Consider the following 26,543-nt stretch of genomic DNA (forward strand, 5'->3'; position numbering starts at 1 on the left):
GGGGTGCTCATGACGCCTCCGCCACCGTGGTGAAGCCGCTAGCGATCGCGGCGGTCACTTCAAGGATTCGACGACGTGTCAATGGCTGGAGCTCGTCGAGCTCGACCACACCAGCCGTGGCGATATGACCGTCATAGGGCACGACGAAAATGCGCTCCGGGGGGATCCATCGTCCGAAACGCTCCTGGATGATCTCGACCAAACTCGCTGTGCTCTTGCGATCGCTTCCGCTGCTGGCCGGGCGGATGTGGTTGACAATCAACACCATTCGATCCAGGAGTTTGCGGTGACGTGGATGATGGCTGAGCCAATCGATCTGCTTGGCTGCGCCTTCGGCACCGTCGGGCACCGCTGACGCCACCATCACCACGGCGTTGGCGCTGCTGAGTACTCCATCCATCACGGGATGGCCGATGTCAACACCGCAATCGGTGACGACCACGTTGTAAAAGTTCTCCAACTTAGTCAGGGCCCGCTGATATCCCTCAGCGGTGACGCCGCCGGCCTGGGACGCGGCGCCGCGGTGGTACGGGGATGCCAACACGTCGAGGCCCGCGGCGTTGTGACCGACTCGGGCGCGCATGTCCGAATATCGCACAATGTTTTGGGCAGCAATGATTTCGGCGTATGACGACGGAGCCGCGCGGTCGATTCGGACTGCGAGGTTGGCGCCTTGAGCAGGATCTGCATCCACTGCGATCACATGTTCATGGGCGCGATGAACCGCGATTTCTGAACCGATGGCCACGGCGGCCGACGTCTTTCCCGCACCGCCCTTGCCGCCGATGACCGCGATCCTCAGTGTTCCGCCCATCGGAGCGGCGATCTGCTCTCTCATGGCCCGTACGCGCTGCTCGTCCGGCGACTCGCCGGTGTTGACTGCGCCGAAGGTCACCTTGTACAGCCACTTGCGCCAGCCTCGACTCGACGGGATCTTCTTGACCGCGACCAGATCGGTGGCACGGACCTGGTCGCCGAGCAGTTCGCCGCTGCCGGCCGCTGAGATGAAGCCGAGTCCGCCGTCGCGCGGGCCGCCCTGGTATGGGTTTTGTTGGCTGAAGGGCTGATCCCGGCGCTGCGATCCCGGCGGTGCGGCACGCCATGGCTGGCCGGGAATCTGGGGAGGCTGGGGCGGGAACGGAGCGGCTGGCGTCTGCCGCTGTTGGGCGGCGTAGTCGCGGGCCTCTCGCAGTTGCTGAGGGGTGATCTCTTGTGTCAGGTCGTCGTAGCGCGCTGCCGTGTCCGGTGAGTGCCCGGCTGGCTCGCTTGGTGTGGGCTCGCCCGATCGGGGCGGCACCGATGCTGGAGCGTCTGGCCCGCTGGGGACATGATTCGGCGGCGCGCTGTTCACCGGCGGTGGTGGAGCTTGCCGCCGGTGTGCGGCGTCGCCGAACTCTTGCTGATTATGTTGGGGTGGAGGGTAATTCGATGTGTGGCTGGTGCCGTCGCTGGGCGTCGATGCGCCCATCTGCTCGAAGATGTCTCGCTCGCTCATGGGTTCCCCTCTACTCCCCCGGCCAGAGATTCCGCCCTGGCACGGCGGCATTTCTCATCACGTCGCGAGCGTAACAATCGCCGGATTTATACGTCCAGAACGCACCCCAACTTCGCGCGTAACTTTTTTACGAGTGTCGCCGGTAGTGCAACCATTCCGAGCCGCACGGCAGTGAGGACAGCACCTCATCGAGCGCACTTTGAATGCGGGCTTCAGTGCCAGGGGTGAGCATCGTCCATTCCTGGTCATCGAAACCGGTGTCACCTGAGACGAGCACCCTGCCATATATGGTGTCGGTCACCAGCATTGCCTTTTGCGCGGTTCGCGGCCCGTCGAAGTGGTACTCGCAAGCACCGATCGTGGCTCGGGCCGCCGATTGGTCCCCTACAGCCTCGATGATCCGTGCCTGCTCAGCGCTGATCTCAAGCTCGTCGACGAGCTGAGCGACCAGGTTGTTGCCGTCTGGGTCGTGCTGCCACTGGCTCACAATGGAATCCAGCACTCTGCTGTTGACGCTGAGTCCGCGGAACTCAGCCGGCCCCGTTGAGCCGAGAAGCTCCAGAATCGACGTGCCAACAGGTTTGCGTCCCAAGGGCGTCACGACAACCTCATCAAGCTCACCCGTCGACTGATCGTCAGACTCGGCTGAAGGTACCTCATCGAGCTCACCTGTCGACTGATCGTCAGACTCGGCTGAAGATTCATCTGCTGAACTCCACACACGTGCCGCGCTGACCCAGGACCCGTCGCGGCAGCATAGGGTTGCAATCCGTTGAGGTGGTTGTTGTTTGCGCCATTCCAGAAGCTGTGCGTATGCCTCGATGGCGGCATCCCCGCCTTTGCTGATGGCCGCCAAGTCTGCGGTGGCCGTGAACACTGGAGGCGGCCCAAGTAGGCGGTCGCTCGGCGCCGCAGGCACGTTAACTTCCACGGTGACTTCAATGTCGGGACGCCCCAGAGTCATCACCCACTGCGCAACATCGGCGTCAACTGCGCCGTTGCCATAGACGCCGGCCTCCTGCAGAACGGCAATACCCGGGTGAGAGGACAGGTCGGCACCTTCGATGCCGTCGGTGGGACGTACCTTCAGGGCACGTGGAAGTCTGCTGATACCGCAGAGCGCGGCTGTCAGCCACAACCCTTCCGAGGTGGTCGACAGCCGCGCTCCAGTTGCGACGGCCATACCTAGATGTTGCGGAATCCGGCTGCGGCGCCGAAGTCGGTAGTCTCAGCGTTCTGGCTGGCCCCTTGAATCGCACTACCGTGGCGGTTGATGGTGTCGAATACCTGCTGGAAGGCCAACGCGATTTGAGCGTGGCACTCCTGCGCGGCATTCGAGCCGTGCTGCTGCCAGATTTCGGCAACGCTGCGAATGGCGTTGTCAGCGCCCTGCTTGAGCTCAAGCAAGTGATTGACCAGGCTGGACTGGCTCGTCGCGTGCTCGACCATCTTGACGTGGTCATACCGCTGTACACTGACCATTTTTGTTGTCTCCTAACGCTTTCCGAGTGTGATGTTGGTGATGAACAGGCGCGGGTGCGGCTAGGCAGTCTGGATGTTGCCCAGTGCCGCGGTGTTGTCGTGGTTCATCTGCGTGTACTGATGCGCAGAACTCTTGATCTGGTTGATGCACGCCTCGAATCGCGCCGAGACCGTCCGCGCGGTGCTGGCGATGTCTTCTGTGGTGCGCATCGACATGAGTGCCGCATCACCCTGGAAGGCCCCGCCGGTCAGGTCCTGGTTCATGGTCACGTAGCGATTGAGAGCGGCCAGAACCTCGTTGCGGATATTGTCGAGCGAGGTCGCCGCTTCGAGCATCCTGTCGGTATCGGTATTGAACATTCCGGTATTCTCCTTCTGTTACGAATCTGTAGGTCGCACGCCGTGTGGGGTGGCAGCCCCGGGCGCATAGTCCTCCTGCTTATGTGGAAGTGGTTGCGGCGCTACACCTCCTGACCTTGCACGTAGACGACTTCACCTTCATCGGTGTAGACGGGCACGGCCTGCCCGCTCCCATCGTGGACAAGGACCTCCTTGTCAGGATCTGCGACGTCACGGTTCTTGCGCCCGCTTCCGGCACCGCCCGCCCCGGGCATGCCGAGCATGCCGCTACCCATCGGAGCACCCGCCATCCCCCGCGCACCTGTGCCGGTATCGGCCCGCGGGCCGGCTAGAGGTTTCTCGGAAGTGCTTGCGGTATTCCACCAGGACTGCGGCACCCCGACTGGGCCAGGCATACCTCCGGGCGCAGCCGACGGCTTGGTCAATGCGGCACTGACCGCCGATCCGCCACCGGCATAACCGCCGCTGGCGCTGCCGAGTCCTGACCACGGCGTAGCGCCCATGGAGGTCAGACCGGACAGGCCTGCCGCCGGTGACCCCCCGCCGCCGAAACCGCCGGCGGCCGACATCATCGGCGACATGAGCCCGCCCAGCTGACCGCCGAGGGCCGACGGGAGTTGCTGTCCCTGCGAGAGCAATTGCCCCACACTGCTTGACGCCATCGCGGGCGCCTGCATCATCGGGCCCATCATCCCCTGGGCGGACTGCATGAGCTGACCGGCGTCATTGGGCTGGTTGCCTGGGGCGGAGGGGGAACCCGCCCCAGGCAACCCACCGGCGATCTGGCCTGGTTGACCTGCTTGTGATGCGCTTTGGCCGCCCGCGGTCAGCGCGGCCGTCGTGCCACCGGTGGCCAGGCTCGTCCCGGTAGCGGCGACCCCGGTACCAGCTTGCGCCGCTCCAGACAAGGCGGCACCGGCTCCCTGCAAACCCAACGACATCCCGGTTGCGGCTACGCCAGCGGCTGTTGCCGCTGCCGGGTTGGACATACCCGGCAATGCCACCATCGGCACCGCCAGCGAACTCACGAGACCGGAAACTCCGGCGAGGTAGCTCATCATCGCCGAGGCATTCTGACCCCAGTATTCGACGTACTCGGCCTCACCTTCAGCAATCGGGATCGTGTTCACGCCAAGTATGTTGGTCGCGTGTAATGTCGCCACCCGCGTACGATTAGCAACGACTTGGCCGAAGGGAACGGTGGCCGCGACCGCACCGCTGTACATGCCCATTCCGCTCTCGACCGTCTTAGCGGATTTCTGCGCATACGCACCCGCAGCGCCCATCCACGCCGAATGCGCCGCAGCACTCGCCGCCATCGCCACACCAGCAGCGCCAAGATAGGAACCACCCGTGTTGGCCGTCGTGCTGGACATCTGGGCCGCCTGCTGAATATGGGTGGCACTGACCGTTTCGAACGCCGTGGCTGCCGGCACATGCGCTGTCGGCCCTGCACCCGCCATCGTCAAGCGAAATGCGTTAACTTCCGGCGGGATACCCCAATACATCCGTTACTCCTGGCCTACGCAATCCGTGTTCAGCTACAGCGCAAGCTGAGCAGCTGCGGTGACATCGGTGGCCACGTGCGCCACCGATGCGGCGGTCGAGGACGCGGCGAACATCGCCCGCTGCATGACACCCACACCGGCTGCGGCATCGAACTGAGCAGCATGGGCAGCGATCGCCTGCGCGAACAGCAGCGACACTTCCTCGCCGCCCATCGGAATGGGCACCAACATCGCAGGTGCTGCACCCGTGACAACGGCTCCGGTAGTGGCCGCGCCGACAGCCTCAGTGGCTCCTTGCGCGGCAAGCATCGGTGCATCGACCAAAAACATGTGAACTCACCTTCCCCATCGGTGCTTAATCTGAGCAGAGCGTAATCCGCCAGCAAAATATGGGGCAACAAGCCAGTCCAAGATTGATCTTAATTCAACCGTTTTCAACATGCCCTGTTGAACCCCCGACAGTTCGCCTTTCAGCAACCACTCCCCAACGCCATATGCGCTCGGTCGCACTCTCATTGTGCGCCCTGCTGGCTAGTCCCGCAGACAGGAATTGCACCGCCACCGCGCAACGCCAGCTCGGCGGCCGCGCGTGCACTGTCACCGATCTCGCGCCATCGTTTCGCCAGTCGGTCAGAATCTGCCGCCGCAGCGTCTGCCTCAGCCGCGATCTCACGTAACCGTTCAGCCAGCAGCAGCGACGCCCGGGCCGTCGCGCGCAACGTAGGTTCTCCTCCGGCGAGCACCGCATCGCAACTGCCTGGCTCCCAACCCAACGCCGCACCGAGAGCATCGCGGACACTGCGATTTGCAGGCACCTCTGCGTGATTGATCAGCCGGGACACCACCGGCCTCGACACCCCGGCCAGCCGACTTAGATCCAGCTTGCTCAGACCAATCCCGTTGCGCGCATCATCGATCGTAGAAGCCAGACGTTTGGCTGCCGCGATGTCGACATCGGCGATGGGGGACCCGCCGGCGTGAGTGTCTTCACCTCCTGCGCGGGCAGCAACGGTCACCTGAGCACCGGCCAAGACCGCATCAAATGTTCCGGGCTCCCATCCCAGCGCCGCGGCGATCGCATCACGCTTCACCCGTCGGCCCGGAATCTCGGCATGGTTAATCAGCCGCGACACCATCGCGCGTGACACACCTGCCTTCTCGGCGACGTCCTGCACCAGCAGTAGTTGATCGACCCGTTCCTGATCGACGAGTTTGGCCAGCCTCTTGGCTGCGTGCGCGTTAAAGGTCACCGGGGCTCGCCTCCGAGATAGCGATCTGCATCGGTGCGGTAAAGCGATCCCCGACGTAGATACCGCGACCGGCCGGCATCTTGCTGGCCTTCACCCCCCCGAGGATCTCCCCCTCACCCTTGCTGCCGCTCATGACCACACCAGGTGCCTTCATCCTCAGCAGTTCACTGATGACCGGTGATCCGGTGGCCCGCATCCAATCGGTGATCCGGCGGCCAACGATCACGTGCAGGCCTACCTCGCGCGCAATCGGCAAGTAGGGAACCAGCGGCTGCAAGGGGTGCCCAGCCATCGAGAGGTTTCCGCCGCCCCAGCCGTGAACCAGTTCTTCACGATCGATAATCACGAACGTCTGGCGGCCCTTCCATTCGATACCCGCGGCGATCTGAGCCTGCGTCATCTTTTCGGAGGGTTTGCGCTTCTCGAGTTCTGCGGCCAAATGAGCTGCCATACTGCGGACCTGGTCTTGGCGATGGACATAACCTTCGTGCCGTTCCCCCGGAACCTCGAGTGCAGCTTCGACGGGCGGAGCCGTGGCCGCCCCAAAGTTGGTGGGAATGCTCAAATAATCCGGCTGGCTCGCAGCGGGCAGATCTTCATACGAACCCAAGTGCGGCCCATCGACCACCCCCGCCAGCTTGGTCTGCGGATCGACAACGAAAATCTCGACCTCGGCGGGATCGAACAGCCGCATCAATGCCCGAGCCAACGTGCGCAACGCCGTCGTGGTGCCGCTCTCCGGGTCTCCCGCGATCAGCAGGTGCGACGCACGCAGGAAATCGATCACAGCCGGGCGCAGCCCGACCTCGGAAATGCCGAACGGAACAAGCTGACCAGAAAGCTGCCCATTCTTTTCAGCCTGAGCGAACACCGCATCGAGTGTGACCCGGCTGGGCAGCAGCCGCAGCTTCGCCTCCGAACCGGCCGCGCCCATATAGCCCGACACCGCCTCGATCGCCTCGTCGATCTCCACTACACGACCATCAATCGTGACCTGCGGCAGTGCTGTCTGAAAGTGGTAGCCCGCCATGGACGTACCGCGGCCGACAATCATCACCTTCTCCGACTCGGCGGCCTCACCGAGTTCGCCGGCACCCCCCAGCGAGGCGACCCCGGATTCGTCCTCGACCTCATCGGGATCCCGCTTGCGCTCAACCTCCCCCTTGGGGACCTGCTTGGCCACCTCCAACTTGTTGTGGGTGAGCTGATCGGATTCTTGGTCCAACTTCAGCTCCACGTTCGAACTGAACAAATTCGACATACCCGACAGCAGCTTTCCGTTGATCCACCCTCCGGCCGACAGGATCACGTGAACGCCGTACGAGCGGCCCTTGGTCATAATCGACACAACCCGGGTCAAGGGCGTTACGACACCGTTGTCTTCAAACTGCTCCCGGAACGTCGCCCAGCCGTCGAGCACCAGGAATACATCGCCGTACGGATCGTCGGGCACCTCGCCCTGCTTGCCGCCGAACTTGCGGTCCCGCCATTCACGAAGCCCAATCCCCAGCTCCCCGAAGGCGCGTTCCCGGTCATCGATCAACGCTTCCAATTCACCGAGCGTGCGCAGCACACGCTCGCGTTCATTGGCCCGCGCGAACGAGGCCACATGCGGAAGCCGCTCAACAACATTGATGTCCGAACCGCTGAACGCCAGCACGAAGAACTGGACCCGCTGTGGCGTATACATCATCGCCGCCCCAGCGAGCATGGTGGCGATCGCCACCGTCTTTCCAGCCCCGCCCACCCCGAGCACACCACAGTTGTCGTTGAGCAGGTTCAGCGCATAGACCCGCTGTGCATGCTGAAAGGGCCTGTCCTCGATGCCAACCGGGAACAGCAGATCGGGATTCTGACCGTAGTCGACATGCCAGGGCTTGCCCCGCAACCGGTTGACCAACTCCTCCACCGGCAGCGGCGCTAGCGGAGGAAGCCAGCGGCGCCGCTGCGGCGGCATGCCGGCGGTCTGCTCCTGCAGCGCCTTCGTGGCCACTTGAACGTCGCGCAGCTCACGGCCATCCGACCCGACGATCACATCCGGCTCGTCGTCGCGCACCTTGCTTGCGACATTGGCTGGTACGGGCGCTGCAATCGGCTCCATCCCGGTCAGCAGGAATTCACGGGGCGGCGCGTAGCCGGACTTCGTGCGGACTTCCTCGGTGGCCACCACGCGCCGCGGCCGGTGGTAGGTGCCGGAAACATAGGCTGTCTGATACTTGATCAGGTCCTTGCCGGGCACGAGCAGGTATCCCGCCCCGCCCGGCTTCTTCGGCAGGTACTTGGCCTCCTCGACGCCGATGACCTTGCGGGAATCAGCGGCATCCAATGTGCGCAGCGCCGAACGGATCGGGACGTTGACCATGATGCCGCGATCCATCTCGTGACCCAGGCGCTGCGAACCCATCAGCAGGCGCACCCCGAGCGCGCGGCCCTGCCGGCCGATCTCGTCACAAACCTCCAGTGCCGGAGGGCATTCCAAGAACATCTGGGTGAACTCGTCGATGATGAGTAGCAGCGTCGGCATCGGCGGCAGCGGTTCGCCTTTGTGGATACGGCGGTACTCGTACTCGGCGGCGTTACCGACCCGGGCACGACTGAGCAAGCTCTTGCGGATCTCCAACTCGCCGTAGAGCACATCGCACATACGATCCATCCACAGCGAATCGTCACGCAGATTGTTCTGCGCAGCGACCACATGCGGCAGATGCTCAATGGCCTGCGCTGTGGTGGCGCCCTTGAAGTCGAAAAACATAATGTTGAGCATTTCGGGCGAATGCGTCAGGCAGGCCGACAAGATCAACGTCGTCCAGAACTCCGACTTGCCCGACCCGGTGGTGCCCACCAACACCATCGCGGTTCCGTCACCACCGTCGCTGTCTTCCTTCATGTCGATCGCGACGACGTTGCCGAAATCATCACGGCCGATCGGGAAGCGAAGCCACTGATCGCCCCACGGACTGTCCTCAAAGCGCGGACCAGATCGGGTTGGGCTCCACAGTCGTTGCGTATCCAGCCGAGCGAAGTCCTCAATGCCCAACAGGTCGTCCAGCCCCAGCGTTTTGGCTGTGCTCTCAACCGTCGTGCGAACGGTCGCATCCGGACGCCACCGAGCCATCCGACGGGCGATCGTGCGTGCCGCACTCTCACTCATCTGGTCGGGCACCGCGAACCGGGAGTCTCCGTAACGAATCAGTTCAGGACTGACCACATACGTTGCGCGGAACTCCAACCCCTCTCCGCGCTCAGCAGCCAGGCGCATAAACGTCACTCCCGCAACGCCGTCGGCACGCGTAACCGTCTGCCATTCCCCCTGGTCGATGCTCTTTTGGTCGTTGATGACCAACCAGTGCGGCATCGCCGTCGAATCCTTGGCGAACTTCTCACGCTGATTGTGTAACTCTTCACCCATCGCCGCGTTGAACGCAGCGACCGAAGTCCACACCAAGCGCTGCGACCCACCGGTGTCCAACAACGTCGAATGCTGGCAGTGCGGCAACCATTTCAACCACGACTCCCAACGCGAGACATCGTCGGTGATGACCATCACCTTCAAATCGCTGGGGGCATGAAACATCGTGGCCTGCAGAACAATCGACCGGACCAACGCATATACCGCGTCCATGTGACCGTTCTCGCCGACCAGCGCCAGGCCAGGCGTAGAACGCAACGCCACCGGCTTGGCGATTCCGCGCACTTTGCGTTGAGTCCCCAAAAATCCGCTGATCGCCTGATAGGTGGTCGGCTCGTAGTCCGACGACCGACCCAAGGTCGGCAGCCCTTCAAACTTGCGCGACAGATCGCTGTTGCCGACTCCGAACCGCACAACACCGAACGTCGGATCCAACGAGGAGGGACGCCTCTGCTCCATTTGAGTTGCCACTTCTCAGCTCTTCCTGCTTCGTTCCCACATCCGGTCTGAACCCACCAAACCCAACAGCTGGTTGGGCTCTGGATGCAGATACTTGAACTGGTTGAACTGGGCCTCGGCCGCCGCATGTACTTCGTCACGCAACTCGTCGAGCTCGTGAAAATACTCGCGCCGTCGGTCCTCCATCTGGGCCGGCGTCAGCTGCTGGTTTTCTCCCACCCCACCAAACCGGTTACCCGCGAACATGTACACCATCGAGCCGATCATCATGATCGGAAACAGCAGCGAGAACACCGCCATCGGACCCTGTCTCAGTCCTGGCTGCGACATCATCAAAGCGATCATCCCGATCACCGCCAGCCCCACAACCGCCGGAAGAATGATCTGAATCTTCGTCCGCGGTATCGGCCGGGGAGCCACCAACGGCTCCAACGACGTCGGTACATGGATGGCTGCGCTACTGACCCCACGAGGCAGCTTAGGCTTCGGCCCAGGATTAAACCGCAACGTAGACACCGATCTACCCTCCCTGATTCGCTTGAGCCGACTGCGGCTTGAGTGGCGCCATCGCCCCGTCGAGCGAATCGTGTGCTGTAGTGGCCGCCCGCTGCGACAGCTCCGGACCTGAAGGCCATACCTGAAGCATCGCCCACGGCGCCGAACGCACGCCCAGAAGTTCGGTACCACTACCCGGGCCCCCACCGCGAGCAAGGCCCAGTGCCTTGAGGCTGTCGCCGTCGAACGGCACGCCGAACCGCGTACCCGAATCCGATATGAGCCAAATCGTCTGCCTACGCGTCGAATCCAGCGCCGACCCCGTCGCAGTGACAAAGGTCGCTGGATCATCGCTCAACAGAACCTGGTTGGCCTGAACACCATCACTGCCACCACCGGCCAACGGCACCAACTGACCTTGTTGATCGCTACGGATCGGCAACCTGCGACCCCTGATCACATGCGACTGAGCCTGCCGATCTCCCACCTTGAACTCCCATGCCACACACGCAACCGGCAGTGCCGACCCATCAACGAGCTGTACCGGTCGGGACGGATAGAAGTCCACGTCGAGCACCTGGCGGACCGGTGCCTCCCCCAACTGATCCGGCGAGACCTTCGGAGGCGTAGCCGCACCATAGGAATCCTTCTGCCGCAACATCGCCGCGACCACCGGTGAGATCCGCTGGACGCCGTCACCCAACACCACAAAGAAGCTGTCCTCACCCCCGGTCACGTCCTGACTCGACACCACAGAACCGGTCACCAGACCAGGCGCCCACTGGAAGCGCGTCGGCGCGCCGGCGTTCGGAACTGGCGGCACCACCACCGGACCAGCCGCAGGCAGCGCATCAAACAATGCCCGCGACATGACCTGGACAGACGCGCCAGGTTCGATCCCAAGGGCCGAAGTCACCGCCCGATCGCCCAGATCGATCGGCATCCGCATGTCGTTATGAACCAGATACGTCACACCATCGAACGACAGCAGCAGCGCCTCATCCGCACCCAGCAGATCGGCGCCATCACCCAGCGTCAGTCGACCATTGATCCCAGTCACCACCGGTGCACCCGCCATCGTGTTCGATGCGGTATCGCACACAGCCCATCGCGAAGTCTCCGGCGATACTATCCTCGGCCGGTCGACGGGAGCGCCGACAATTCCGACCGTGGGACCCTTGGGCCACTTCGCCAGCTCCGCAGGATTGACGTACTTGGGTTGCGCTGGCTCACCGGCAATCAATTGCGCCGACACCAAATTCAGCGCGGGATGCAGTCGACCATTAATGAACACGTATAACGCCGTCGACTTGCGATCGGCCACGATCTTCGTCGAGTCGTCGATCTGACCGGCTGGCCGGAACCAACCGACCACCAATCCGCCGATCACCAACACGACACCGATAATCACCGACAACATCAGCAGGACGCGCTGCAACCGCATCTGATCAACTTCCATCTTGACCGAGCGCCGAAGAAACGCGAATGCGAGGCGCCGCCGCAAGAACCAATGCCCGCTTACCTGCGTCCGTGTCGCCAGGCCCATGCCGCGTCCGGCGCGGCTCGACTCTTGGGCCGGCGGAACCCACGGACCCCCGGACGGGCGCTGTTCAGATCCTTGATTCCCCACCACGGTCCGGACGCTACCGCTACGGCGGACGCGAGCGCTACAAGTGTGTCCAAACTTGACGCGCAGTTTTTTCGAACGCCGCCAATATCGGCTCCGAACACCGCTCGGCACTACTCACAGCGCTCATCAATCCATGTCTTCTTCAACAGCGCGCAGCGGCTCGCTCAGGATCTCGCGCACATCAAGGCCTCCAGCCGCCGCTGCGTAGACCATGTCCGCCAAGGGAAGCGGTGCCCTCGACCATCCATGCATCACTTCCATCGCCCTTGCTGCAGTCCACTCGACGCGGTACTGCTGGTGAGTCGACGCCGGAACGTCCTCAGGTCGGAAGTCATCGTCCATGCCGCCGGGGCATTTCGCGCCCACCAGCATGTAAAAGTTCCTGCACGCCGTCCCATACGACTCCCACATGGGGGAATCTTTCTCCCGGTTAGCCCGCACCACAGCCCACGCTTCACGCAGCTCCTGCGGGTACTCACCAACCTGTTGCATTACTGACATCACCGCTTGGGTGAACGGAAACATCACACGCTCCTGCAGTGTCGATGAACCGGTACCGCTCACCTTCTCAAGTCGGTCATAGAGGTCGGGATACTCCAAAGCAAGACGATGCACATGCATGTCATCGAGACCGGGCGGCGCCCAGCCCGTCGGCACACCCACCGGTCGATAGCCCTCATACGGATTGGCCGCGACATACTCAACCCCGTGACTACGGAACGCATCAACGCGTCCCGTCGTGGCTGCCGCCACCAAGGTCCAGTCATCCCCACGCCGCAGCGCCGCATACTCAACTAGAACCCGTGCCGGGTCAGACCATCCGAACCACAACGCTCGGAAGCTACTGTCCACCAAGGGATCAGCTACAAGCAACCGCACCGACCGAGGTAGATACACGCCCTCTGGAATGTAACCAGACCCCTCACTGCTGATCACAACGGTCTCCGAGCCAGTCGACGAGCGGAAAATACCGACCGCCCAGGCCAGCGGATACTGCCGAACACCACAGGCACTCGCCAACTCCCACGCCAGCGCGCCTGCCTCAAGCGCATCACGCGACAGCGAGGGCCCGCGTTTCGCCGCACCAGCCGCAGGAGTAGCCATAGTCGCAGGGACCAGAGTCGGCGCTGCCGCCGAACCAGAACCACCAGCGGCCGCCGGACCAGATCCACCCGCACCCGAGGCTGAAGCCGGAATCGTCGCTGGAGTCGAACCTCCAGGCGACACCACACCACCCGGCGCTGCCGGCGCACCCATCCCTGGCGCGGGCATCATCATGCCGCCACCAGGCGAGCCAGCACCCACGCCGCCTGGTGCGCCCCCCACCGGCGGCACCACCGGCGCCGGTGCGTGAGCCCCAGACCCTGCCAACCCAGCAGGAGACGCCGGCGGTGCAGGACTTGTCCCAGCAATCGCAGCGCCACCAGTCCCGGGACTGGCAGAGGGAGTGGCCGCTCCCATCATCGACGGCGGCGACGACATCGGCGACACAGCATTGGCAACACCCGACCCGGCCCCCATACCCCGAGCGAGAGCCGCCGACGGATCACCAATCCCCGACCCGGACAACCCTGCCGCCGACGGTCCGCCGCCAGGAACCCCAGTCAACCCAGAAGCCGGCGACGCCCCAGACAACCCGCCAGCTCCAGAGGACAACGACGACAACGGATTACCACTACCCAATCCAGACAGACCACCAGGGAGACCGCCCCCACCGCCTCCACCGCTCGGCAGGCTCCCGAGCCCACCCGGCATACCAGCGCCGCCCATCTTCGATGAAGACGAACCCGGTGTTCGACCCATGACACCGGCCGGACCGGGCGCCATCGGCACAGCCGGGGAACCCTGCGCGTCCGGTCCCCCATCTCCGAGCGCGTCCGGTGTCCGTGGGCCGTTTCCCGCGCCGCGATCCGGCGCGACACCACTGCCGCCGCGATCACTCGCGCTCGTCGAGCCCGTTCCTTTGTCTCCCGGTCCATTCTGCTGCGGCTCGTCCGCGCGGCCTCCTCGATCCCAAGTGTTCTGGGGTTTCGGGATGCCGGGCTGGTCCAGAGGTTTCGGTCCAGAACCAGGCGTTTCTGCAGGCAGATTTGCCAACCGTCCGGACAGTGCGGCGAAGTCCGATCCGTATTTGGTCTGATTGTATGTGCGGTGAGCCTCCACTGTGGCCAGCCCATTTGCGTACGAAGCACGTGCGTCGCCATGCCAGCGCGCAATGATGGTCTCTCGGTCCAATGTTGTTTTCGCAGAGGAAAGCTCGTTGTGTGCGCTGGTGTCGTAGTTCTCATAGGCACTCGCGACGTCACGCAGCACACGTGCCACGTTCTTGTGCAGTTCCTGCTGTCCGCGGACCCACGCCGCACCGCGTTGGTAGTCGGCGGCCAGCTCCTGATTTCGCTCGTGGCCCTCGTTGAAGCCCGGCGAATCCGCCGCGTCTTCTCGCTGGGCGTTGGCGACGGCAAGCTGTCGGCGCGCCGCGTCGAGCTGGTCAGCGATCTGGCCATACCGCGCGGCTGCGGCCTCAATGGGCTCGGCCGGCGGCGCCTGGATATCTGGCGTAATGATCCGATGGGAGAATGGACGTAGGTTGTTTGTGCTTGCCACGGACTGCTCCCCCCCTCAACTTGTGTGGATCCCGAGACTGATTTACCCGAGGCCGCAGAGTCTGTTCACGGATACAACTGCTGCGTTTATCCTGTCGGTCGCAGCATCAGCTTCGGAGCCCATCCGCCGCATGGTGGCTTCCTCGTAATCGTTGTGAGCCACAAGGAAATCATGAATCGAGGCCTTGATTTCGGCCGGTGTGGCAACGTCCACTTGGCTCATCAGATGTGCTTTTTGCACGAGCGCGCTACGTGCCTCAATGCCTATCGCGTCCCTGGTCTCTGGCTCGTCCCAACCGAGCGGAGCGTTTGCAACCGCATTTCCGTTCTTAGCCATAGCTTCTGAGGCCGATACCCAGGCCATGCATGCTGCATCCTTGGCTGCAGCGGTCTCCGCTGCGGTGTAGACAGAGGGTGGCGCGGGCACGATCACGGTGTGTTGAGCGGGTTTGTCAGCGACAACTAGCCCGACCGCGCTGACAACCGTGGCGAGAGCTGAAATGGCGAGCGCACTGCCAGCGAGGACTGTCGCTCCACCGAATCTCGCACGTCGAGGGCGGTTCGCGACTGCTGCCCCAGAATCGCCATCTGAGGGCACCGGAGCGAGGTTGGTCGGACGTTCAGGGGCATGGATACTCATGTGGCCACCGGGATTACTGTCAGGGACTGCCGATTCGACTCATCGGTCTCAACCGCGGCTGTGACCGCCTCGCAGTTCTTGCGGGAGATACGGGCGCCTCGACTGCTGAGGGCGAGAAAGACGGTCTGAAGACCGGCTTCGGCGGCGGCCGACGCCTCGGCGACTGGAGCCCATCCGGGGAACGCTGCAGTGGTGGCAGCGGTGGAGCCGGTCGTAGCAGCACCGGTTGCGCCTGCGGCTGCGGACATGGCGCCGGTCGCAACAACCACGCCTGTCGTTGTTGCGTTTGCGGCGGCTGCGGGTTCTGGCTGCAGTTCGAGATGGCGTTGAACGGAAGGCATTAGCGGCAGACCTCATCAAGTCGATCGCCCCAGCGGACAACTTCGCCCCGGAGCTTGTCGAGCTGGTCGTTGGGGAGCTCACGGGTGTAGGCGTCCCCCAACGCAATCCAGGCGTCGATGTAGTGAGACGTTGCCTCTTGGACATCGGCCGGGGTGGCTGGCGGGGCGTGATTACGCATGTACTCGATCTCGATCATCAACACCGTTGAAAAGGTCGAGAGCGCCCCGGCATGTTCGGGTGAAACCCGGTTGCCCAACGTCGCCATCAGTTCCCTGTGTACGCCGCCGAGAGGTTGATCCACACTTACGCTCGCGTCGCAGGCTTCCTTCTTCGCCGCGGCGATCTGTTCTGGGGTGTAGGTCGGTGGCGGCGCGACCATCGTGGTTGTGGTCGCCGGCGGCGCAGGCCTCGTCAAGTTGATTGCGGTCATGATGATCGCCGCGATGCCGAGAAGGCACGCCGCCGCGCTCATGGCGAACACCCAGCGACCCCCGCCTCGTCCGCTGCTCTTGCCTGGTTCAGGCAGGGGTGTTGGAACGGTCTGGGGCGAACCGGTTGGAGGTGGCGGCGGTTGCGGTGCCGCTGAGGCCGGCTGGGTGAGGGTTGCGCCGGGCCTCGCCCATGCCGCATCGGGACCGGGCGCAAATGCCTGTCCGTGCTGCTGCGGGTGCGGCTCACTCACCTTCTCAGCCTAAACCGCAGCGCAGACATGCGGCTACAAGTAAGTCCGCATCCGAGTAGACATGCCTTCCGCAAATGCCCTACAAACCCATCGCCAGCTAATCGGGCAGATCACCGTGCCGGTAATGTTCGCGCCGATATTCCGCACCAATTCGAGCACTCAGCAAATGGCCTTGACCGTAGGCGTTCACACCAGTGTCAGCCACATCCAGCGCTCAGGTGAACGGCGCCGCATGGCGTGCACAAATCCGTTGAGTCCTCCGTTGAATCTGGCGATCACCGGCAATCGATCGCCTCCCTGGTGTAGCGCAGCGTCCAAGATATTTTGCTTTGACAGGCGTTCGCTGGTGCTCCCGAACTGTGCCCCGCACTCTTGGCATACAAACGGCCCGAAGACGACGGGAGTGTCTGGAGCGTCAACGTCAACAAAGTGCGCTCGCTTGAGATGCTCGTTGGTGATGACATGTGGACCGGTGTCGAGGCCAACGTGGTCGAGGATCTCGAGCACTTCATCGGCAGAGGCGTACCAACCCGGCAGCCCTGGCTTCCACAACGCACCGTCGTTGCTGTACTCGCTCAGATCCATCCATTTCGGCAACAGAGCGACGTAATCGTCGGTGACTCCGAGCCCACGCATCTCCTCCGAGACCAGGACGGTGCCGTCGGCGGCGTGCGTTTCTTCCCACAGCCCGTAGTAGCGGTAGGGCCAGCATTCTTGGTTCTGCTGGCGCCGGTCGAGCACTACTGCGCGGTCGATGACGGCGGTGATAATCAGCGGGTGTGCGCTGGCGGTGTAGACGCTGCCGATTTTCGGATGGTTGAAGTCCGGATCCGGTTCGAGCTGGCCTTGCGGCTCGACGCTATACACGTCGCCGGGAATCTCATGTCCGTCTTCGTTGACGTAACGAGCGGCATAGCCTCTCGCTGAACCCAGATGGGTGGTGCAGTACACCAGGTCCGGGCGATATTTGGGTTTGGTCATCGCGCGCAGTCCCGGAGAGTGTGCGTAGGCGCTGGTGTAGTCGAAGCCCAGATGGGCTGCGGGATAGATGATGTCGCCGGGTTGCTTGCCGGGAATTCCGCCGTGGTACAGGCGAGTTTCGGACATCGCGTCAAACCTCGTCAAGCTCGTCGTCGTACTCCTCGGCGATCGTGATGGGCACTGCGGCATGTTCCTCGGCAGCTGCTGTCACAGCCGATTTCAGGGCGGTGTTCAGCAGTTCCTCAAGTCCCTCGTGGGTGTATCGAACCGTGCAGCCCTCAGCCAGCGACAGTGAAACCAGTCGTCCTCTGGCGTCCACGGACAGCTCAACATCGCCGTCCCCTGCGGTCACGTCAATGCCGATACTGTCCCATTCGGCGCGAAGCTTGCTCAGCACGTTGCTGATGCGCTCGACCCGCTGAATCATCTGTCTGCTGAACTCGGCGTCGGCTTCGTAGCCTGGGTATTCGTAGACGGTCACGATTCGTCGCCCTTCGGCAGATCAATGCGTCGGCGACGGGTGACGGTGACCGCGGTCGTCGGAGTGGCTTTGACTTCTGCTGCCCTCTTCTGTTCGCCAGTGGGGTCATCAGCTTGCTCGGTATGACGGCGCGGCACCTGGCCCTTGACCATCTCCGAGTTTGGCTCGGTGGGCAGGTGAATGGACTTGTCAGGTTCCTTGACCGGCCGCGCTCCCCCGCCGCCACCACCCATGCCAGCGCCCGCCATCGGCGGCATCATCATCGGCATGCCGCCCGCTGCGGGTCCGGCGGCCGTCGCGCCGACCGCAGGCGCCGCGGCGCTGTTGATCGTCGGTGTAGGACCGGCAGGTCCGCCCATCGCGAGCATGTTGCCGCTTGCGGGCGACAGGGGGCCAGGTGCTCCACCGGCGGGTTCGGTCCCTCCACCGCCTCCACCGCCGCCTCCAGAGGACAAGCCGCCGAACGAGTCGGGTTCCAGTCCAGATGTGTCGAGTTCGCCGAGTTCGGGTTCGGCCAGTCCTTCAGTCAATCCCTGCACCGCTTGGGTCGCTTGGGAGGCAGCCGACTGGACCTGCTGTCCGATGGCCGACGGGATGCTCGTCACTGCGCCGAGCGCACCACCCAACGCGCCGGCCAGCATCGTGGGCAGCATCGCAGCCATCGGTGCCATCTGGCTCACCATGTCGCCCTGTCCTTGTCCAGCCAGGGCGGGATCGCTCGTCGGCAGACCGTCTGATCCCAGCTCTGCACCCGCGAGCGCAACGTCGTCACCGGGCACGGCGGCGGCAGCTGCGTCGTCGACATGTTCGCCGACCGCGGGTGATTGGCCGACTGATGCGGGGTCGCCGTTGCGGGCACCGGGATCGGTTTGACCGACCACCGGCTTCACCGGTGGCGGGGGTGGCGGCGCGGCGGGCAGTTCCCCCAGGTGGTAATTCGCCGAGGCGATCCCCGCTCCGGTGTTGAGCGCCGCCAACTCGGTCTTGAGCTGTGTCACCACGCCCGAATATGCACCTGCGAAGCGGGCGTTGAGCGTGGTCGCGTTGGAGAGCTCGCGTTCCTTGTTGGTGAACGCCGCAGTGCGAGGGGTGTCCTTTTGAGCTGTACTGAACCGCTCCCGATGCCCGCTGGCGGCCTGAGCGACCGTCGTCGCGTGGTCTCCCATTCGGTCTGCCCAGTTAGCGAATCGCGTCAGTGCTGCCGCCAGCTCAGGACCTGTCTGGCCGTGAAGTGATTGCTCGACTGCGTTGACCGCCGATCGGGCGGCGCTGGCCGTTTGACGGAAACCCGCACTGTAGCGGCCGCACGCAGCCACGAACGATGTTCCAGCTTCGCTTTGGCCGCTTTCCATGATCGCGGCCTGGACCTTGCCGGGCCGGGCCGCTGTCGGAACGATCGGCACATCCGGCGCGACGGCATTCGCTGTGGCGGCGGGATTCATTGCCGCAGTGACCCCGCCGTGGGCTCCAGATTGAAGGCTAGACAGGGACGCGGCGTTCTCCCGGTCCATATCGGTGAACACGCGCGCTACTTCGTTGACTGCCTGGACAGCTGATTGCAGCACCTGAGCCCCGTCGGCTGCGCGGGACGCCATCACAGCGCCATGCTCGGATAACCGTGCGGCCGCTGAGGCCGAAACTTCATCGCCGGCCAGAGCAGCATGTGCCGGCGGTGTGGCCGCTAGGGCAACCAAGGTTGATGCCGCTGCGGCGAGCTGACTCGACGCACCGGCCAGGCCTGCATCGTTGGCATATAAGGCCACCATCGGGCGTGTCCCCCTCTCCCTGGTTGGTTTCGGCTAGAAGTCGATCGTCTGCTGATACTGGCGCACCTGCTGCTCAGTTGGGAGCTGCGGAAGAATTCCCTCCACATGATTGGCGGCCATCTCCTGCCGGAGTGCCAACTGCGAGCGCAGGTAGGCCAACGTGTTGAGTCGCACGATACGGTTGGCGAGCTCATCGTCGGTCAAGTCCAGAGCCGGGGCTTCCAGCTGAACAGCGAGGGTGTTCCCGGAGCGGCCCACACGCACAATCACCGATTCGTCTCGGCTGGCCGCCTCAAAAGACTCCACTCGGGTGGTTGCATCAAGCACTGCGCATAACCTCAATCAGTGCGGATGGTCAGATTGCTGACGTTCTCGGCGGTCATGTTGTCGAATGCGGTAGCCGCATTGCGCAGCGCCGACGCCAGCTCGCGGTTCTTGTTCTCCTCGGTTTGCAGCGCCTGCTCCCGCTTATTGATCGCTTCCACAGCGGCACGCCGTGATTCGTGGAATAGCGGGCCCCAGCTTTCGGTTTCGGTGACCGCACGCGAATGCTCGGCGCGGGCATCCGCGCACTGTTGGGCTACTTTGTCGTAGTAGATCGCGGCCTGTCGCAAATCGTCCGCAGAAAACTGCAGGTTCACACTCATGAACTTACTCCTGACGGGTGGGGGTTGGATTCACTCACTTTGGTGGGCTGGGTGATGTAGCGGACGCGGCGACCACCGGCTGAGCCTGGGCGGTGGCCTGTGGTCGCTCCCAGCCCAGGAACGTCGACCCGAAGTCGATGTCCTCCAGCGGCACCGCTCTACCGTTGGACCACACCTTGTCGTTGCCCAGCGCCATGATGCGGTGATCAGTGAATTGCCCAACGTCGCCGAGAATCAGCCGGGACTGACTCACCGCGTTCGTGGTCACCGGGGCGCCGGCCGGGGACAGCGTCAGATTGGCGTCGCGGTAGGCCTGTTCGAACGGAGTGCCGCCCACCACCGCCCGGCTGGCTTGGGCTACCGCTGCAGTTTCTGCGGTCACCGGATTCTCAAAGCCGGGCACCTTGACGCTGAGATCGTCGGGTGCGGGTTGGCTCGTGCCAGCCGGAGTGACCTGCCCGCTCTGGGCCTCCGGCGCGTTCGGGTTCGTCGCTGCCTGTGGCCCAGCGGGATTGGGTTGGTTTCCTTCGCCGACCGGCGGGTCCTTCAACTCGCCGTGCTCGTCCTTGTCGCCCTTCTCATCGCCGGGGGCCTCGGCCTTGTCGCCAACTGGTGGATCGGTGAGCGGATCCGTGGACTCCGCCCCTGCAGCCTTCGCATCGCGGATAGCCGATCCGATCCCAGATCCGATGTCACCCAACGGAAGTCCGCCACCCATCGCGCCGCCACCACCACCGAACGGCATCATGCCCCCAAGCATGCCCGGCAGTGATCCCAGCGCACCCATGCCAGGTCCGAGCATCGAACCCAAGCCCGACATCAGCGGATCCGATGCCAGCCCATCCAACAGCGGATCCTGCTCCAGACCGGCAGCTCCTGCGCCCGATTCACCGGCGGCCGGAGCGCCGGCAGGTCCAGCTCCCGACGCGGGCTGGCCGGTGCCGCTGCCAGTTTGGTTTTCCCCGCTGGGCTTATCGCTTGACAGCGCCTCGTAGCGAGCAGCCAATCCGTCCAGGACCGCGCCGTGAGACGCCGAATCCAGACCCTTGGACTTCAAGACGCCGTTGATCTCATCGGTCTTTCCCTGCAGGAAGCTCGCCAGCTGCTCCTGGCCAGCCGGCGTATCCAGTGTCGGACCGAGCTTTTGGACTTGATCGATGATCGACTTCTGCAGCTCGCCGAGTTTGGCCTTGCCTTCGGCGCTGGAGTCCTGCGCCTTCAGCAGTGCGTCGATGAGTTTCTCATCGGCCTCGTTGAGAGCTGTCCGGTTCTTGGCCAGCGCCTCGTCGAGACGTTTGGCGACCTCGGCCGCGGCACCGGTGAGCTCAGGGTTGCTGGCCGGGCCGGCCTGAGGAGTGGTCTCCGCCGGCGGGGTGATCGGCGGCTTGCCCGACGGTGCCGGTTGGTCCCCGCCAGGTGGCGGGGCATCAGCACCGGTTTTCAGCGGTGGCTGCCCCATCCCCTCCAACGCCTTGTTGATCACCGTGATCGACGACGTATCGGGGTCAATCCCCATGTATTTCAACTGCGCTCGCTGCTCGGGGGTCAGTTCAGTGGCCAGCGGCATGTCGAACCGCGGCGACTGGGGGGCTGCGCCAAGTACCTGGGAGATGCTCCCCACGAGATCACCGACGATGAGATCAGGCCAAGCGGTCATAGGCGGGACGATATGGCGTGGCCACTGCCGATTTCCAACAGTAGCTCCACATTCGCCGCAAAATTGGCCGCTGGACGGCCCACTGGCGTTGTGCGCGGCGCATCGTCGAGCTACCAGGCAGTCTGTGCGGCCTCGGCGTCGATGGCGTCGATCGCGGCGGTGATGATGTCCCAGAGCGGACTGTTCGTACGCACGTAGTACACGCGGCGGGAATCTTCCGGATGCTCGATATCGAGCATCCCCAACTGCACCAACCGATTCAGCTCTTGGGTCACATTGCTCGACGACGCATGCTCGATGTCGCGCGGCTCGGACTGGAAGAACCGGCCCTTGGGATGGCGCAATACCCACGCCGCGACCGCGAGTCGGCACTTGCGGCCGAACAGCAGTTCGCTGACGTGTGTCGTATCCACGGCTTCCAGTATCTACCCTCTACTATCTAGAATCTAGGTAGTAGATACTGGATGTTCGGGAACGGAGCGAGGATGACCACGGCCACCCCAGCCCCACAGCGGCGGTCGCGTGCCGGCTCAGAGACCCGGCAACGCGCAGCCAAGATCGACGTGCGGTTTGACGACGACGAACGCGCCCTCATCGACCGGGCTGCGGCCGCTTCTGGCCTCAAACCATCCACCTACCTGCGCATTTCGGCCCTAGAACGGGCCGCGGCCACACTCGCCAGCTAGCGCCACCGCACGTTCGCGCTAGCTGGATGCGCGGTCGGACCGCGTGTCGGTGCGGTCAGACCGCGCATCTGCGTGTCACCATGCCAGCATGAGCGAGTCACACGACGCGGACGTTGACGATAACGATCCGATTGCGACATCCCGGCGTGTCACTGGCTTTTCCAGAAAACCTGCGGGCAAGATCAGCCGCATGGCTGGATCAAATCGGGGGCGGCCGTCCCTTGGCGAACGCGCCACTGTGACCGCCACCTTGCCCATGACTGTTCGCAAAGCAGCCGAAACCGCTGCCCACGACCACCACATCGACCTATCGCCGTACTTGGCCGATCTCGTCTGCTTTCACTACGGCCACCCTGAACTGATGCGGCACCTGTCTCAGGCCATTCTGTCCGACAGCCCAAGTCGCATCAGCGATCTCACCGTGGACACCTTCGGCCGCCATGTGACGATCCGGCTCCCCCTGCCGGTGGCCGAGCTCGTCGAATTCGAGGCCAGCGACCGCGCCGTCGAACGCTCAACCCTGCTCGCCGACATCGTCTGTCTGCGAATGGGTTTCCCCGGATTGATCCGCGCTCTCGACAAGGAGGTTATGCCACTGGCGATCTGACGCCCGGCGCGCACTGCCCGACAAATATGAGTCTTGGTGGACGACGGTGGTGTGCCTACAACTTCATAGCGCGGATCTAACCCCATAACGACGAAAACCCCCGGAAAAACCCGAGGGTTTTGTCTGAACCGAGTTGGCGCTCGGTTCGGGGTGCATCCGCACCTACATCCCCGAAGGGACTGTCCTTGTCCGACAGGTCTCACGGTAGCGCATTGCCGTCCTTCGGTCTACTGCGCACGCACCGTGTTCAACACTTTTCAACACGGGGTGTCGACGTTTTCGACGTCGCTGCTTCCGTGTCCGCTGAGGTCGATCGCTCCCGGCCGATCTCTCCCCGACCAGCCACTTATCGTGGCTGCAGTCCGACGCGCCGTCGCCGCGGCATCGTCCGGACCACACGCACAGCCGACGTTGTGCGGATTCGACGGGCACATCGCGCGCTCAAGCGTGCGCTGCCGCCCCCGAGCTCCTTCGTCAACCTGGAGCTGGAGGCCGACGCCTACGCCGGCGTCGCGTGCTGGAGCGGTGGACATTCCAGATGGGCTCACCTGACCGTCCCCATCGCCTACGAGCTGCGCTATGCCGCCATCCGGCCGCAGATGTGCAACGGTGGGATCGACAAGCAGAAGCTGGTATTGGTGGCCGCGGCCATGGCGCGGTTCGCCGACTTCGACACAGGCCGCAACTGCCGGCCGAGCAACACTCAACTCGCCTTGTGCACATGCCTGCCCGTACGCACGATCCAGCGGGCCCGTGAATGTCTGCGGCTCCTCGGCGTGGCCACCGAGGTCCTGCGCGGCCGCCAGCGCACGTACACCGAGCGCATGGCGTCCTGGCGGATGGGCGACCGACACCGTGGCTGGGCATCGGTATGGGCGCTCCACGATTTTGCGCTGGTCAACAAGGTTATCCACAGCTTGTCATCCCACCTGGAACGGTCTCACCTAAGCACCACAGTCCCTTCTAGTAAGAGAACACTCACTACCCACGGGCGCGCAGAGCGCACCCGGCAGGCGGGCGCTTCGCGCCGCCGAGCTCCAGACAAGGAAGGTCTGCGCCTTGCCACGCTATGGAGAGCATCTCCCGGTGCCCCACGGTGGTGCCAGCGCTACTCAGCCGACAGTTGGGCCGCGATGCTGGCCGCCCCCGCAGCCGCCGGATGGAACGCCCGAGATCTCACACAGCTGGTGCGGGACTGGCTCGGCTCCGGCCGGCGCATATCCGACAGGCCAACCCGCCCCATCGCCCTTCTGGGAACGCTGCTTGCATGGCATCTCAGCCATAACACGCTGTTAGACCGACCCGCCGCGCTCGATGAAGCACGTGAGGCCGCTGAACTGGCGGCCGCGGCCGCGCGCAAGGCGAATCAAGCAGCCTCACACGCTGCCTTCCTCGCTGACCGTGAGCAGGCCCGTGCTGCTTTGTCCGGTGAAGGTCGGGCGTGGGCACGCAGGGAAGCCGCGCGGCTGGCACACCAAAGCGCAGCCCGCCGCACGGATGCCGCCCGACGCGAGGTGGAGCAGCGCACAGCACTACTCGACCAAGCGAAACTTCCGCGTCAGTGCGACCGCCCGTCATGAGTTTTCTGGAAACGGCCCGGCTCGCGGCCAATTTCCGGGACAGCGCGCGTACTTCGCCACCCCGCTCCCCCACCACCAACCGTCCTCTTCTGAGGTTGGGGGCCACTGGGAGGCGGCCCCCAACCTCAGAAGAGGAGAGCGGGAGAGCAAGCCTCGTTACGGCGCGGTGTCCTTCCTGCCGGGCAGAAACGCGTTGAGTACCGGCGCAATCCAGGTTGACCTCGTGTCGAAGCCCAATTCTGCTCCGATCCGGTCGATGACCTCTTCCTGCTGAGGTGTTGGGCTGAACGCGATCTGCGCACTGCCGCCACCGAGATAGCGCACCGCGGAGGGGTCCGCTGGGAACAGATCATTCGTTGGAGCGGTGCTGTACCGCGACTCCTTGATGATGTCGGCGAGCTTTCCGTCCTTGTGGTGCTGGCTGATCGCCTCCAACACCACGTGCAAGTTGGTCGACTTCGCAGAGTGCCGGTAGTTCTCGAACCGCTTTTTGACTCCAGGACTGACATAGACCGCGCTGGTTGGCTTTGTCCGGGTACGCGGCCGGCCTGGCTTCCGCGCAGCAGGTTTCGGCTCCGGTGTGGGTTCCGGTACTGCCCTCACCGAGGGCTCGTCCAGGTCCGGCACGCGCGGTGCTGCCGGTCGATCCGGCACAGGGGTCAACGGAGCAGCAGGCGGATCACCCACGAGGCCGGCCAGACCAGAGCCGCGGCTCTTTGTTGGTTTGGTGATGTCGCCGAGATTCTCTGCGGGCAGCTGTTGCGGGGTCAAGCTCATGGCCATACTCCTTCTTCGATCATGTCGGCACGGGTCTGCGATCCACGTCTGAGAATCTCGCCTGTCAGTTCTGCGAAGTCCTCGGCAACTCCGGCAGATGTCTTGCTGACGACGGCATTGGCGTCGGCCTTCCCCTTTCGGATCGCCGACCGCGAGGGATTGTTCGCGATTTGCAACTCGAGTTCGTGGGCCAACCGACCGAACTTGGGCACGTCTCTGCCAACTGCTTCCGAATGGCGAATGAAGGACTTGAACATCACGTCCTCGTTCTGGCCCAGGTCCGCTGCAACATTCTTACCGTGCTCCTCGCGGATCTTCCGCGACGAGCCACCTGACGCAAACACAAAGCAGCCCAGCAGCATCACGTACGGATTGAGCTCTCGCATCGCCCTCAGATCGCCGGCCAACTCTCGCAGCCCAGTCCTCGACAGGTCATCAGTCTTCATCGGAACAACCACGAACCGTGCCGCGCACAGGGCTGCCTGAAGCAGCAACTGGTTCTCCGGCGGCGAGTCAATGAAGATCACCCCGTACTGATGACTGATCTGCTGAAGTGCCACCGCCAGCGACATCAACACCTGTTTGGCCGCTTGCGGATTCCCCATTTCGGCTGCCAACACCGGTGCGATACGGCGGACATACGGACCACCAGGCACCACATCAAGCCCTGGCCGCACATCACGAACCGGACTCAGCGCAGCCCCAGCGGTGATCGCGCTGTACAGGTTCCTGCCTTTGTCGTCGGCCTCCGAATTGGCGAAGCCCAACATGTTCGCGACGTTGCCCTGACCGTTCAGATCGACCAGGAGAACGCGAGCACCATCAGAGGCGACAAGAGCGGCGCCGTGCGTCGAACACGTCGTCTTCCCCACCCCGCCCTTGCCGTTCGCGTACAGATAAACATTGCCGAGCTTGCTCCAATTGACCGCGGGTTCTACCAGCCCAGATTCACCCCAAGCGGCTACGCTACTAGTCATGCGGGCGCCTCACTCTGCGTTGATCGGGA

General features: G+C 63.7%; 26 protein-coding genes and 1 pseudogene. 4 read left to right on the forward strand and 23 right to left on the reverse strand.

The genetic code is table 11. The annotated features are described in order from the left end of the window. Positions 1–7 precede the first annotated feature (7 nt). The 11 genes from K6L26_RS30540 to K6L26_RS30590 all read right to left on the reverse strand — a co-directional run bounded on the left by K6L26_RS30540 (position 8) and on the right by K6L26_RS30590 (position 13,192). On the reverse strand, positions 8–1,495 hold the full coding sequence (locus K6L26_RS30540) for a MinD/ParA family ATP-binding protein (protein WP_221853592.1): 1,488 nt from the start codon (positions 1,493–1,495) through the stop codon (positions 8–10). Between the two features lie 127 nt (positions 1,496–1,622). After that, positions 1,623–2,678 carry an ESX secretion-associated protein EspG gene (locus K6L26_RS30545; protein WP_221853593.1) on the reverse strand — a complete coding sequence of 352 codons (1,056 nt, stop codon included), beginning with the start codon at positions 2,676–2,678 and terminating at the stop codon, positions 1,623–1,625. A 2-nt stretch (positions 2,679–2,680) separates the two neighbouring features. Beyond that, positions 2,681–2,944 (reverse strand): hypothetical protein, encoded by a 264-nt coding sequence (locus K6L26_RS30550; protein WP_160110983.1) that lies wholly within the window; start codon positions 2,942–2,944, stop codon positions 2,681–2,683. A 93-nt stretch (positions 2,945–3,037) separates the two neighbouring features. Then, positions 3,038–3,337, reverse strand: coding sequence for a hypothetical protein (locus K6L26_RS30555; RefSeq protein ID WP_066904184.1), 300 nt, complete (start codon positions 3,335–3,337; stop codon positions 3,038–3,040). 101 nt (positions 3,338–3,438) lie between these two features. Continuing rightward, on the reverse strand, positions 3,439–4,845 hold the full coding sequence (locus K6L26_RS30560) for a PPE domain-containing protein (protein WP_280639583.1): 1,407 nt from the start codon (positions 4,843–4,845) through the stop codon (positions 3,439–3,441). Between the two features lie 33 nt (positions 4,846–4,878). Beyond that, complete coding sequence (locus K6L26_RS30565) at positions 4,879–5,175, reverse strand: PE domain-containing protein (protein ID WP_066904190.1); 297 nt, start codon at positions 5,173–5,175, stop codon at positions 4,879–4,881. A gap of 182 nt (positions 5,176–5,357) precedes the next feature. Then, on the reverse strand, positions 5,358–6,095 hold the full coding sequence (locus K6L26_RS30570) for a helix-turn-helix domain-containing protein (protein ID WP_221853595.1): 738 nt from the start codon (positions 6,093–6,095) through the stop codon (positions 5,358–5,360). After that, the gene (locus K6L26_RS30575; RefSeq protein WP_221853596.1) at positions 6,085–9,639 is read right to left on the reverse strand and encodes an FtsK/SpoIIIE domain-containing protein; all 3,555 of its coding nucleotides are present in this window, start codon (positions 9,637–9,639) and stop codon (positions 6,085–6,087) included. The genes K6L26_RS30570 and K6L26_RS30575 overlap by 11 nt, the downstream gene beginning before the upstream one ends. A 339-nt stretch (positions 9,640–9,978) precedes the next feature. After that, the gene (locus K6L26_RS30580; protein WP_221853597.1) at positions 9,979–10,329 is read right to left on the reverse strand and encodes a hypothetical protein; all 351 of its coding nucleotides are present in this window, start codon (positions 10,327–10,329) and stop codon (positions 9,979–9,981) included. 154 nt (positions 10,330–10,483) lie between these two features. Then, positions 10,484–12,004, reverse strand: a complete 1,521-nt coding sequence (gene eccB / locus K6L26_RS30585; protein ID WP_221853598.1) for a type VII secretion protein EccB — start codon at positions 12,002–12,004, stop codon at positions 10,484–10,486. 210 nt (positions 12,005–12,214) lie between these two features. Beyond that, positions 12,215–13,192, reverse strand: coding sequence for an EspK C-terminal domain-containing protein (locus tag K6L26_RS30590; protein ID WP_221853599.1), 978 nt, complete (start codon positions 13,190–13,192; stop codon positions 12,215–12,217). A 1,224-nt stretch (positions 13,193–14,416) separates the two neighbouring features. Between K6L26_RS30590 and K6L26_RS30595 the strand changes: the two genes are divergently transcribed. Next, complete coding sequence (locus K6L26_RS30595; RefSeq protein ID WP_221853600.1) at positions 14,417–14,674, forward strand: hypothetical protein; 258 nt, start codon at positions 14,417–14,419, stop codon at positions 14,672–14,674. A 60-nt stretch (positions 14,675–14,734) separates the two neighbouring features. Here the strand turns inward: K6L26_RS30595 and K6L26_RS30600 are convergent, their stop codons facing one another. The 10 genes and pseudogenes from K6L26_RS30600 to K6L26_RS30640 all read right to left on the reverse strand — a co-directional run bounded on the left by K6L26_RS30600 (position 14,735) and on the right by K6L26_RS30640 (position 22,300). After that, positions 14,735–15,055, reverse strand: coding sequence for a hypothetical protein (locus K6L26_RS30600; RefSeq protein WP_221853601.1), 321 nt, complete (start codon positions 15,053–15,055; stop codon positions 14,735–14,737). A 616-nt stretch (positions 15,056–15,671) separates the two neighbouring features. After that, positions 15,672–16,145: a hypothetical protein gene (locus K6L26_RS30605; protein WP_221853602.1), complete on the reverse strand. Its 474-nt coding sequence runs from the start codon at positions 16,143–16,145 to the stop codon at positions 15,672–15,674. A 396-nt stretch (positions 16,146–16,541) separates the two neighbouring features. Further along, positions 16,542–17,462 carry a hypothetical protein gene (locus tag K6L26_RS30610; RefSeq protein WP_221853603.1) on the reverse strand — a complete coding sequence of 307 codons (921 nt, stop codon included), beginning with the start codon at positions 17,460–17,462 and terminating at the stop codon, positions 16,542–16,544. A gap of 4 nt (positions 17,463–17,466) precedes the next feature. Continuing rightward, positions 17,467–17,817 (reverse strand): YbaB/EbfC family nucleoid-associated protein, encoded by a 351-nt coding sequence (locus tag K6L26_RS30615; RefSeq protein WP_066904220.1) that lies wholly within the window; start codon positions 17,815–17,817, stop codon positions 17,467–17,469. After that, a complete protein-coding gene (locus K6L26_RS30620) occupies positions 17,814–18,983 on the reverse strand; it encodes a hypothetical protein (protein WP_245008807.1) in 1,170 nt (389 codons plus the stop codon). The genes K6L26_RS30615 and K6L26_RS30620 overlap by 4 nt, the downstream gene beginning before the upstream one ends. Positions 18,984–19,325: 342 nt before the next feature. Beyond that, a pseudogene (locus tag K6L26_RS32050) lies at positions 19,326–19,583 on the reverse strand (PE domain-containing protein); the annotation flags it as partial. A gap of 33 nt (positions 19,584–19,616) precedes the next feature. Further along, a complete protein-coding gene (locus K6L26_RS30625) occupies positions 19,617–19,910 on the reverse strand; it encodes a DUF2694 family protein (RefSeq protein WP_066904226.1) in 294 nt (97 codons plus the stop codon). A gap of 11 nt (positions 19,911–19,921) precedes the next feature. Beyond that, the gene (locus K6L26_RS30630; RefSeq protein ID WP_066904229.1) at positions 19,922–20,230 is read right to left on the reverse strand and encodes a type VII secretion target; all 309 of its coding nucleotides are present in this window, start codon (positions 20,228–20,230) and stop codon (positions 19,922–19,924) included. A gap of 34 nt (positions 20,231–20,264) precedes the next feature. Further along, positions 20,265–21,887, reverse strand: a complete 1,623-nt coding sequence (locus tag K6L26_RS30635) for a DUF4226 domain-containing protein (protein ID WP_221853605.1) — start codon at positions 21,885–21,887, stop codon at positions 20,265–20,267. Positions 21,888–21,997: 110 nt separating this feature from the next. Then, complete coding sequence (locus K6L26_RS30640) at positions 21,998–22,300, reverse strand: hypothetical protein (protein ID WP_221853501.1); 303 nt, start codon at positions 22,298–22,300, stop codon at positions 21,998–22,000. Positions 22,301–22,372: 72 nt separating this feature from the next. Here K6L26_RS30640 and K6L26_RS30645 point away from each other — a divergent pair, with 72 nt between their 5' ends. The 3 genes from K6L26_RS30645 to K6L26_RS30655 all read left to right on the forward strand — a co-directional run bounded on the left by K6L26_RS30645 (position 22,373) and on the right by K6L26_RS30655 (position 24,760). Next, entirely contained in the window at positions 22,373–22,573 is a 201-nt protein-coding gene (locus K6L26_RS30645) for a plasmid mobilization protein (RefSeq protein WP_160110987.1), read from the forward strand. Positions 22,574–22,661: 88 nt separating this feature from the next. Then, positions 22,662–23,180 carry a hypothetical protein gene (locus tag K6L26_RS30650; protein ID WP_245008788.1) on the forward strand — a complete coding sequence of 173 codons (519 nt, stop codon included), beginning with the start codon at positions 22,662–22,664 and terminating at the stop codon, positions 23,178–23,180. Positions 23,181–23,593: 413 nt separating this feature from the next. Next, positions 23,594–24,760, forward strand: coding sequence for a helix-turn-helix domain-containing protein (locus K6L26_RS30655; RefSeq protein ID WP_245008789.1), 1,167 nt, complete (start codon positions 23,594–23,596; stop codon positions 24,758–24,760). Between the two features lie 156 nt (positions 24,761–24,916). Here K6L26_RS30655 and K6L26_RS30660 read toward each other — a convergent pair whose 3' ends face one another. Both K6L26_RS30660 and K6L26_RS30665 read right to left on the reverse strand, forming a co-directional pair. Beyond that, positions 24,917–25,537, reverse strand: coding sequence for a hypothetical protein (locus K6L26_RS30660; protein WP_245008790.1), 621 nt, complete (start codon positions 25,535–25,537; stop codon positions 24,917–24,919). Next, complete coding sequence (locus K6L26_RS30665) at positions 25,534–26,514, reverse strand: ParA family protein (RefSeq protein WP_066904247.1); 981 nt, start codon at positions 26,512–26,514, stop codon at positions 25,534–25,536. Before K6L26_RS30665 ends, K6L26_RS30660 begins: the two co-directional genes overlap by 4 nt. Positions 26,515–26,543: the final 29 nt, after the last annotated feature.

The organism is Mycobacterium farcinogenes, from assembly GCF_019739075.1.
In the GTDB taxonomy this organism is placed as follows: domain Bacteria; phylum Actinomycetota; class Actinomycetes; order Mycobacteriales; family Mycobacteriaceae; genus Mycobacterium; species Mycobacterium senegalense.

Excerpts from the sequence above, each read along its gene's own strand:
- K6L26_RS30540 (WP_221853592.1), bottom strand. The coding sequence starts at position 1,495 with ATGAGCGAGCGAGACATCTTCGAGCAGATGGGCGCATCGACGCCCAGC.
- K6L26_RS30545 (WP_221853593.1), bottom strand. The coding sequence starts at position 2,678 with ATGGCCGTCGCAACTGGAGCGCGGCTGTCGACCACCTCGGAAGGGTTG.
- K6L26_RS30550 (WP_160110983.1), bottom strand. The coding sequence starts at position 2,944 with ATGGTCGAGCACGCGACGAGCCAGTCCAGCCTGGTCAATCACTTGCTT.
- K6L26_RS30555 (WP_066904184.1), bottom strand. The coding sequence starts at position 3,337 with ATGTTCAATACCGATACCGACAGGATGCTCGAAGCGGCGACCTCGCTC.
- K6L26_RS30560 (WP_280639583.1), bottom strand. The coding sequence starts at position 4,845 with ATGTATTGGGGTATCCCGCCGGAAGTTAACGCATTTCGCTTGACGATG.
- K6L26_RS30565 (WP_066904190.1), bottom strand. The coding sequence starts at position 5,175 with ATGTTTTTGGTCGATGCACCGATGCTTGCCGCGCAAGGAGCCACTGAG.
- K6L26_RS30575 (WP_221853596.1), bottom strand. The coding sequence starts at position 9,639 with ATGGTCATCACCGACGATGTCTCGCGTTGGGAGTCGTGGTTGAAATGG.
- eccB (WP_221853598.1), bottom strand. The coding sequence starts at position 12,004 with ATGGGCCTGGCGACACGGACGCAGGTAAGCGGGCATTGGTTCTTGCGG.
- K6L26_RS30590 (WP_221853599.1), bottom strand. The coding sequence starts at position 13,192 with ATGGCTACTCCTGCGGCTGGTGCGGCGAAACGCGGGCCCTCGCTGTCG.
- K6L26_RS30600 (WP_221853601.1), bottom strand. The coding sequence starts at position 15,055 with ATGGCCTGGGTATCGGCCTCAGAAGCTATGGCTAAGAACGGAAATGCG.
- K6L26_RS30605 (WP_221853602.1), bottom strand. The coding sequence starts at position 16,145 with ATGAGCGCGGCGGCGTGCCTTCTCGGCATCGCGGCGATCATCATGACC.
- K6L26_RS30610 (WP_221853603.1), bottom strand. The coding sequence starts at position 17,462 with ATGTCCGAAACTCGCCTGTACCACGGCGGAATTCCCGGCAAGCAACCC.
- K6L26_RS30620 (WP_245008807.1), bottom strand. The coding sequence starts at position 18,983 with ATGGGAGACCACGCGACGACGGTCGCTCAGGCCGCCAGCGGGCATCGG.
- K6L26_RS30630 (WP_066904229.1), bottom strand. The coding sequence starts at position 20,230 with ATGAGTGTGAACCTGCAGTTTTCTGCGGACGATTTGCGACAGGCCGCG.
- K6L26_RS30635 (WP_221853605.1), bottom strand. The coding sequence starts at position 21,887 with ATGACCGCTTGGCCTGATCTCATCGTCGGTGATCTCGTGGGGAGCATC.
- K6L26_RS30645 (WP_160110987.1), top strand. The coding sequence starts at position 22,373 with ATGACCACGGCCACCCCAGCCCCACAGCGGCGGTCGCGTGCCGGCTCA.
- K6L26_RS30650 (WP_245008788.1), top strand. The coding sequence starts at position 22,662 with ATGAGCGAGTCACACGACGCGGACGTTGACGATAACGATCCGATTGCG.
- K6L26_RS30660 (WP_245008790.1), bottom strand. The coding sequence starts at position 25,537 with ATGAGCTTGACCCCGCAACAGCTGCCCGCAGAGAATCTCGGCGACATC.
- K6L26_RS30665 (WP_066904247.1), bottom strand. The coding sequence starts at position 26,514 with ATGACTAGTAGCGTAGCCGCTTGGGGTGAATCTGGGCTGGTAGAACCC.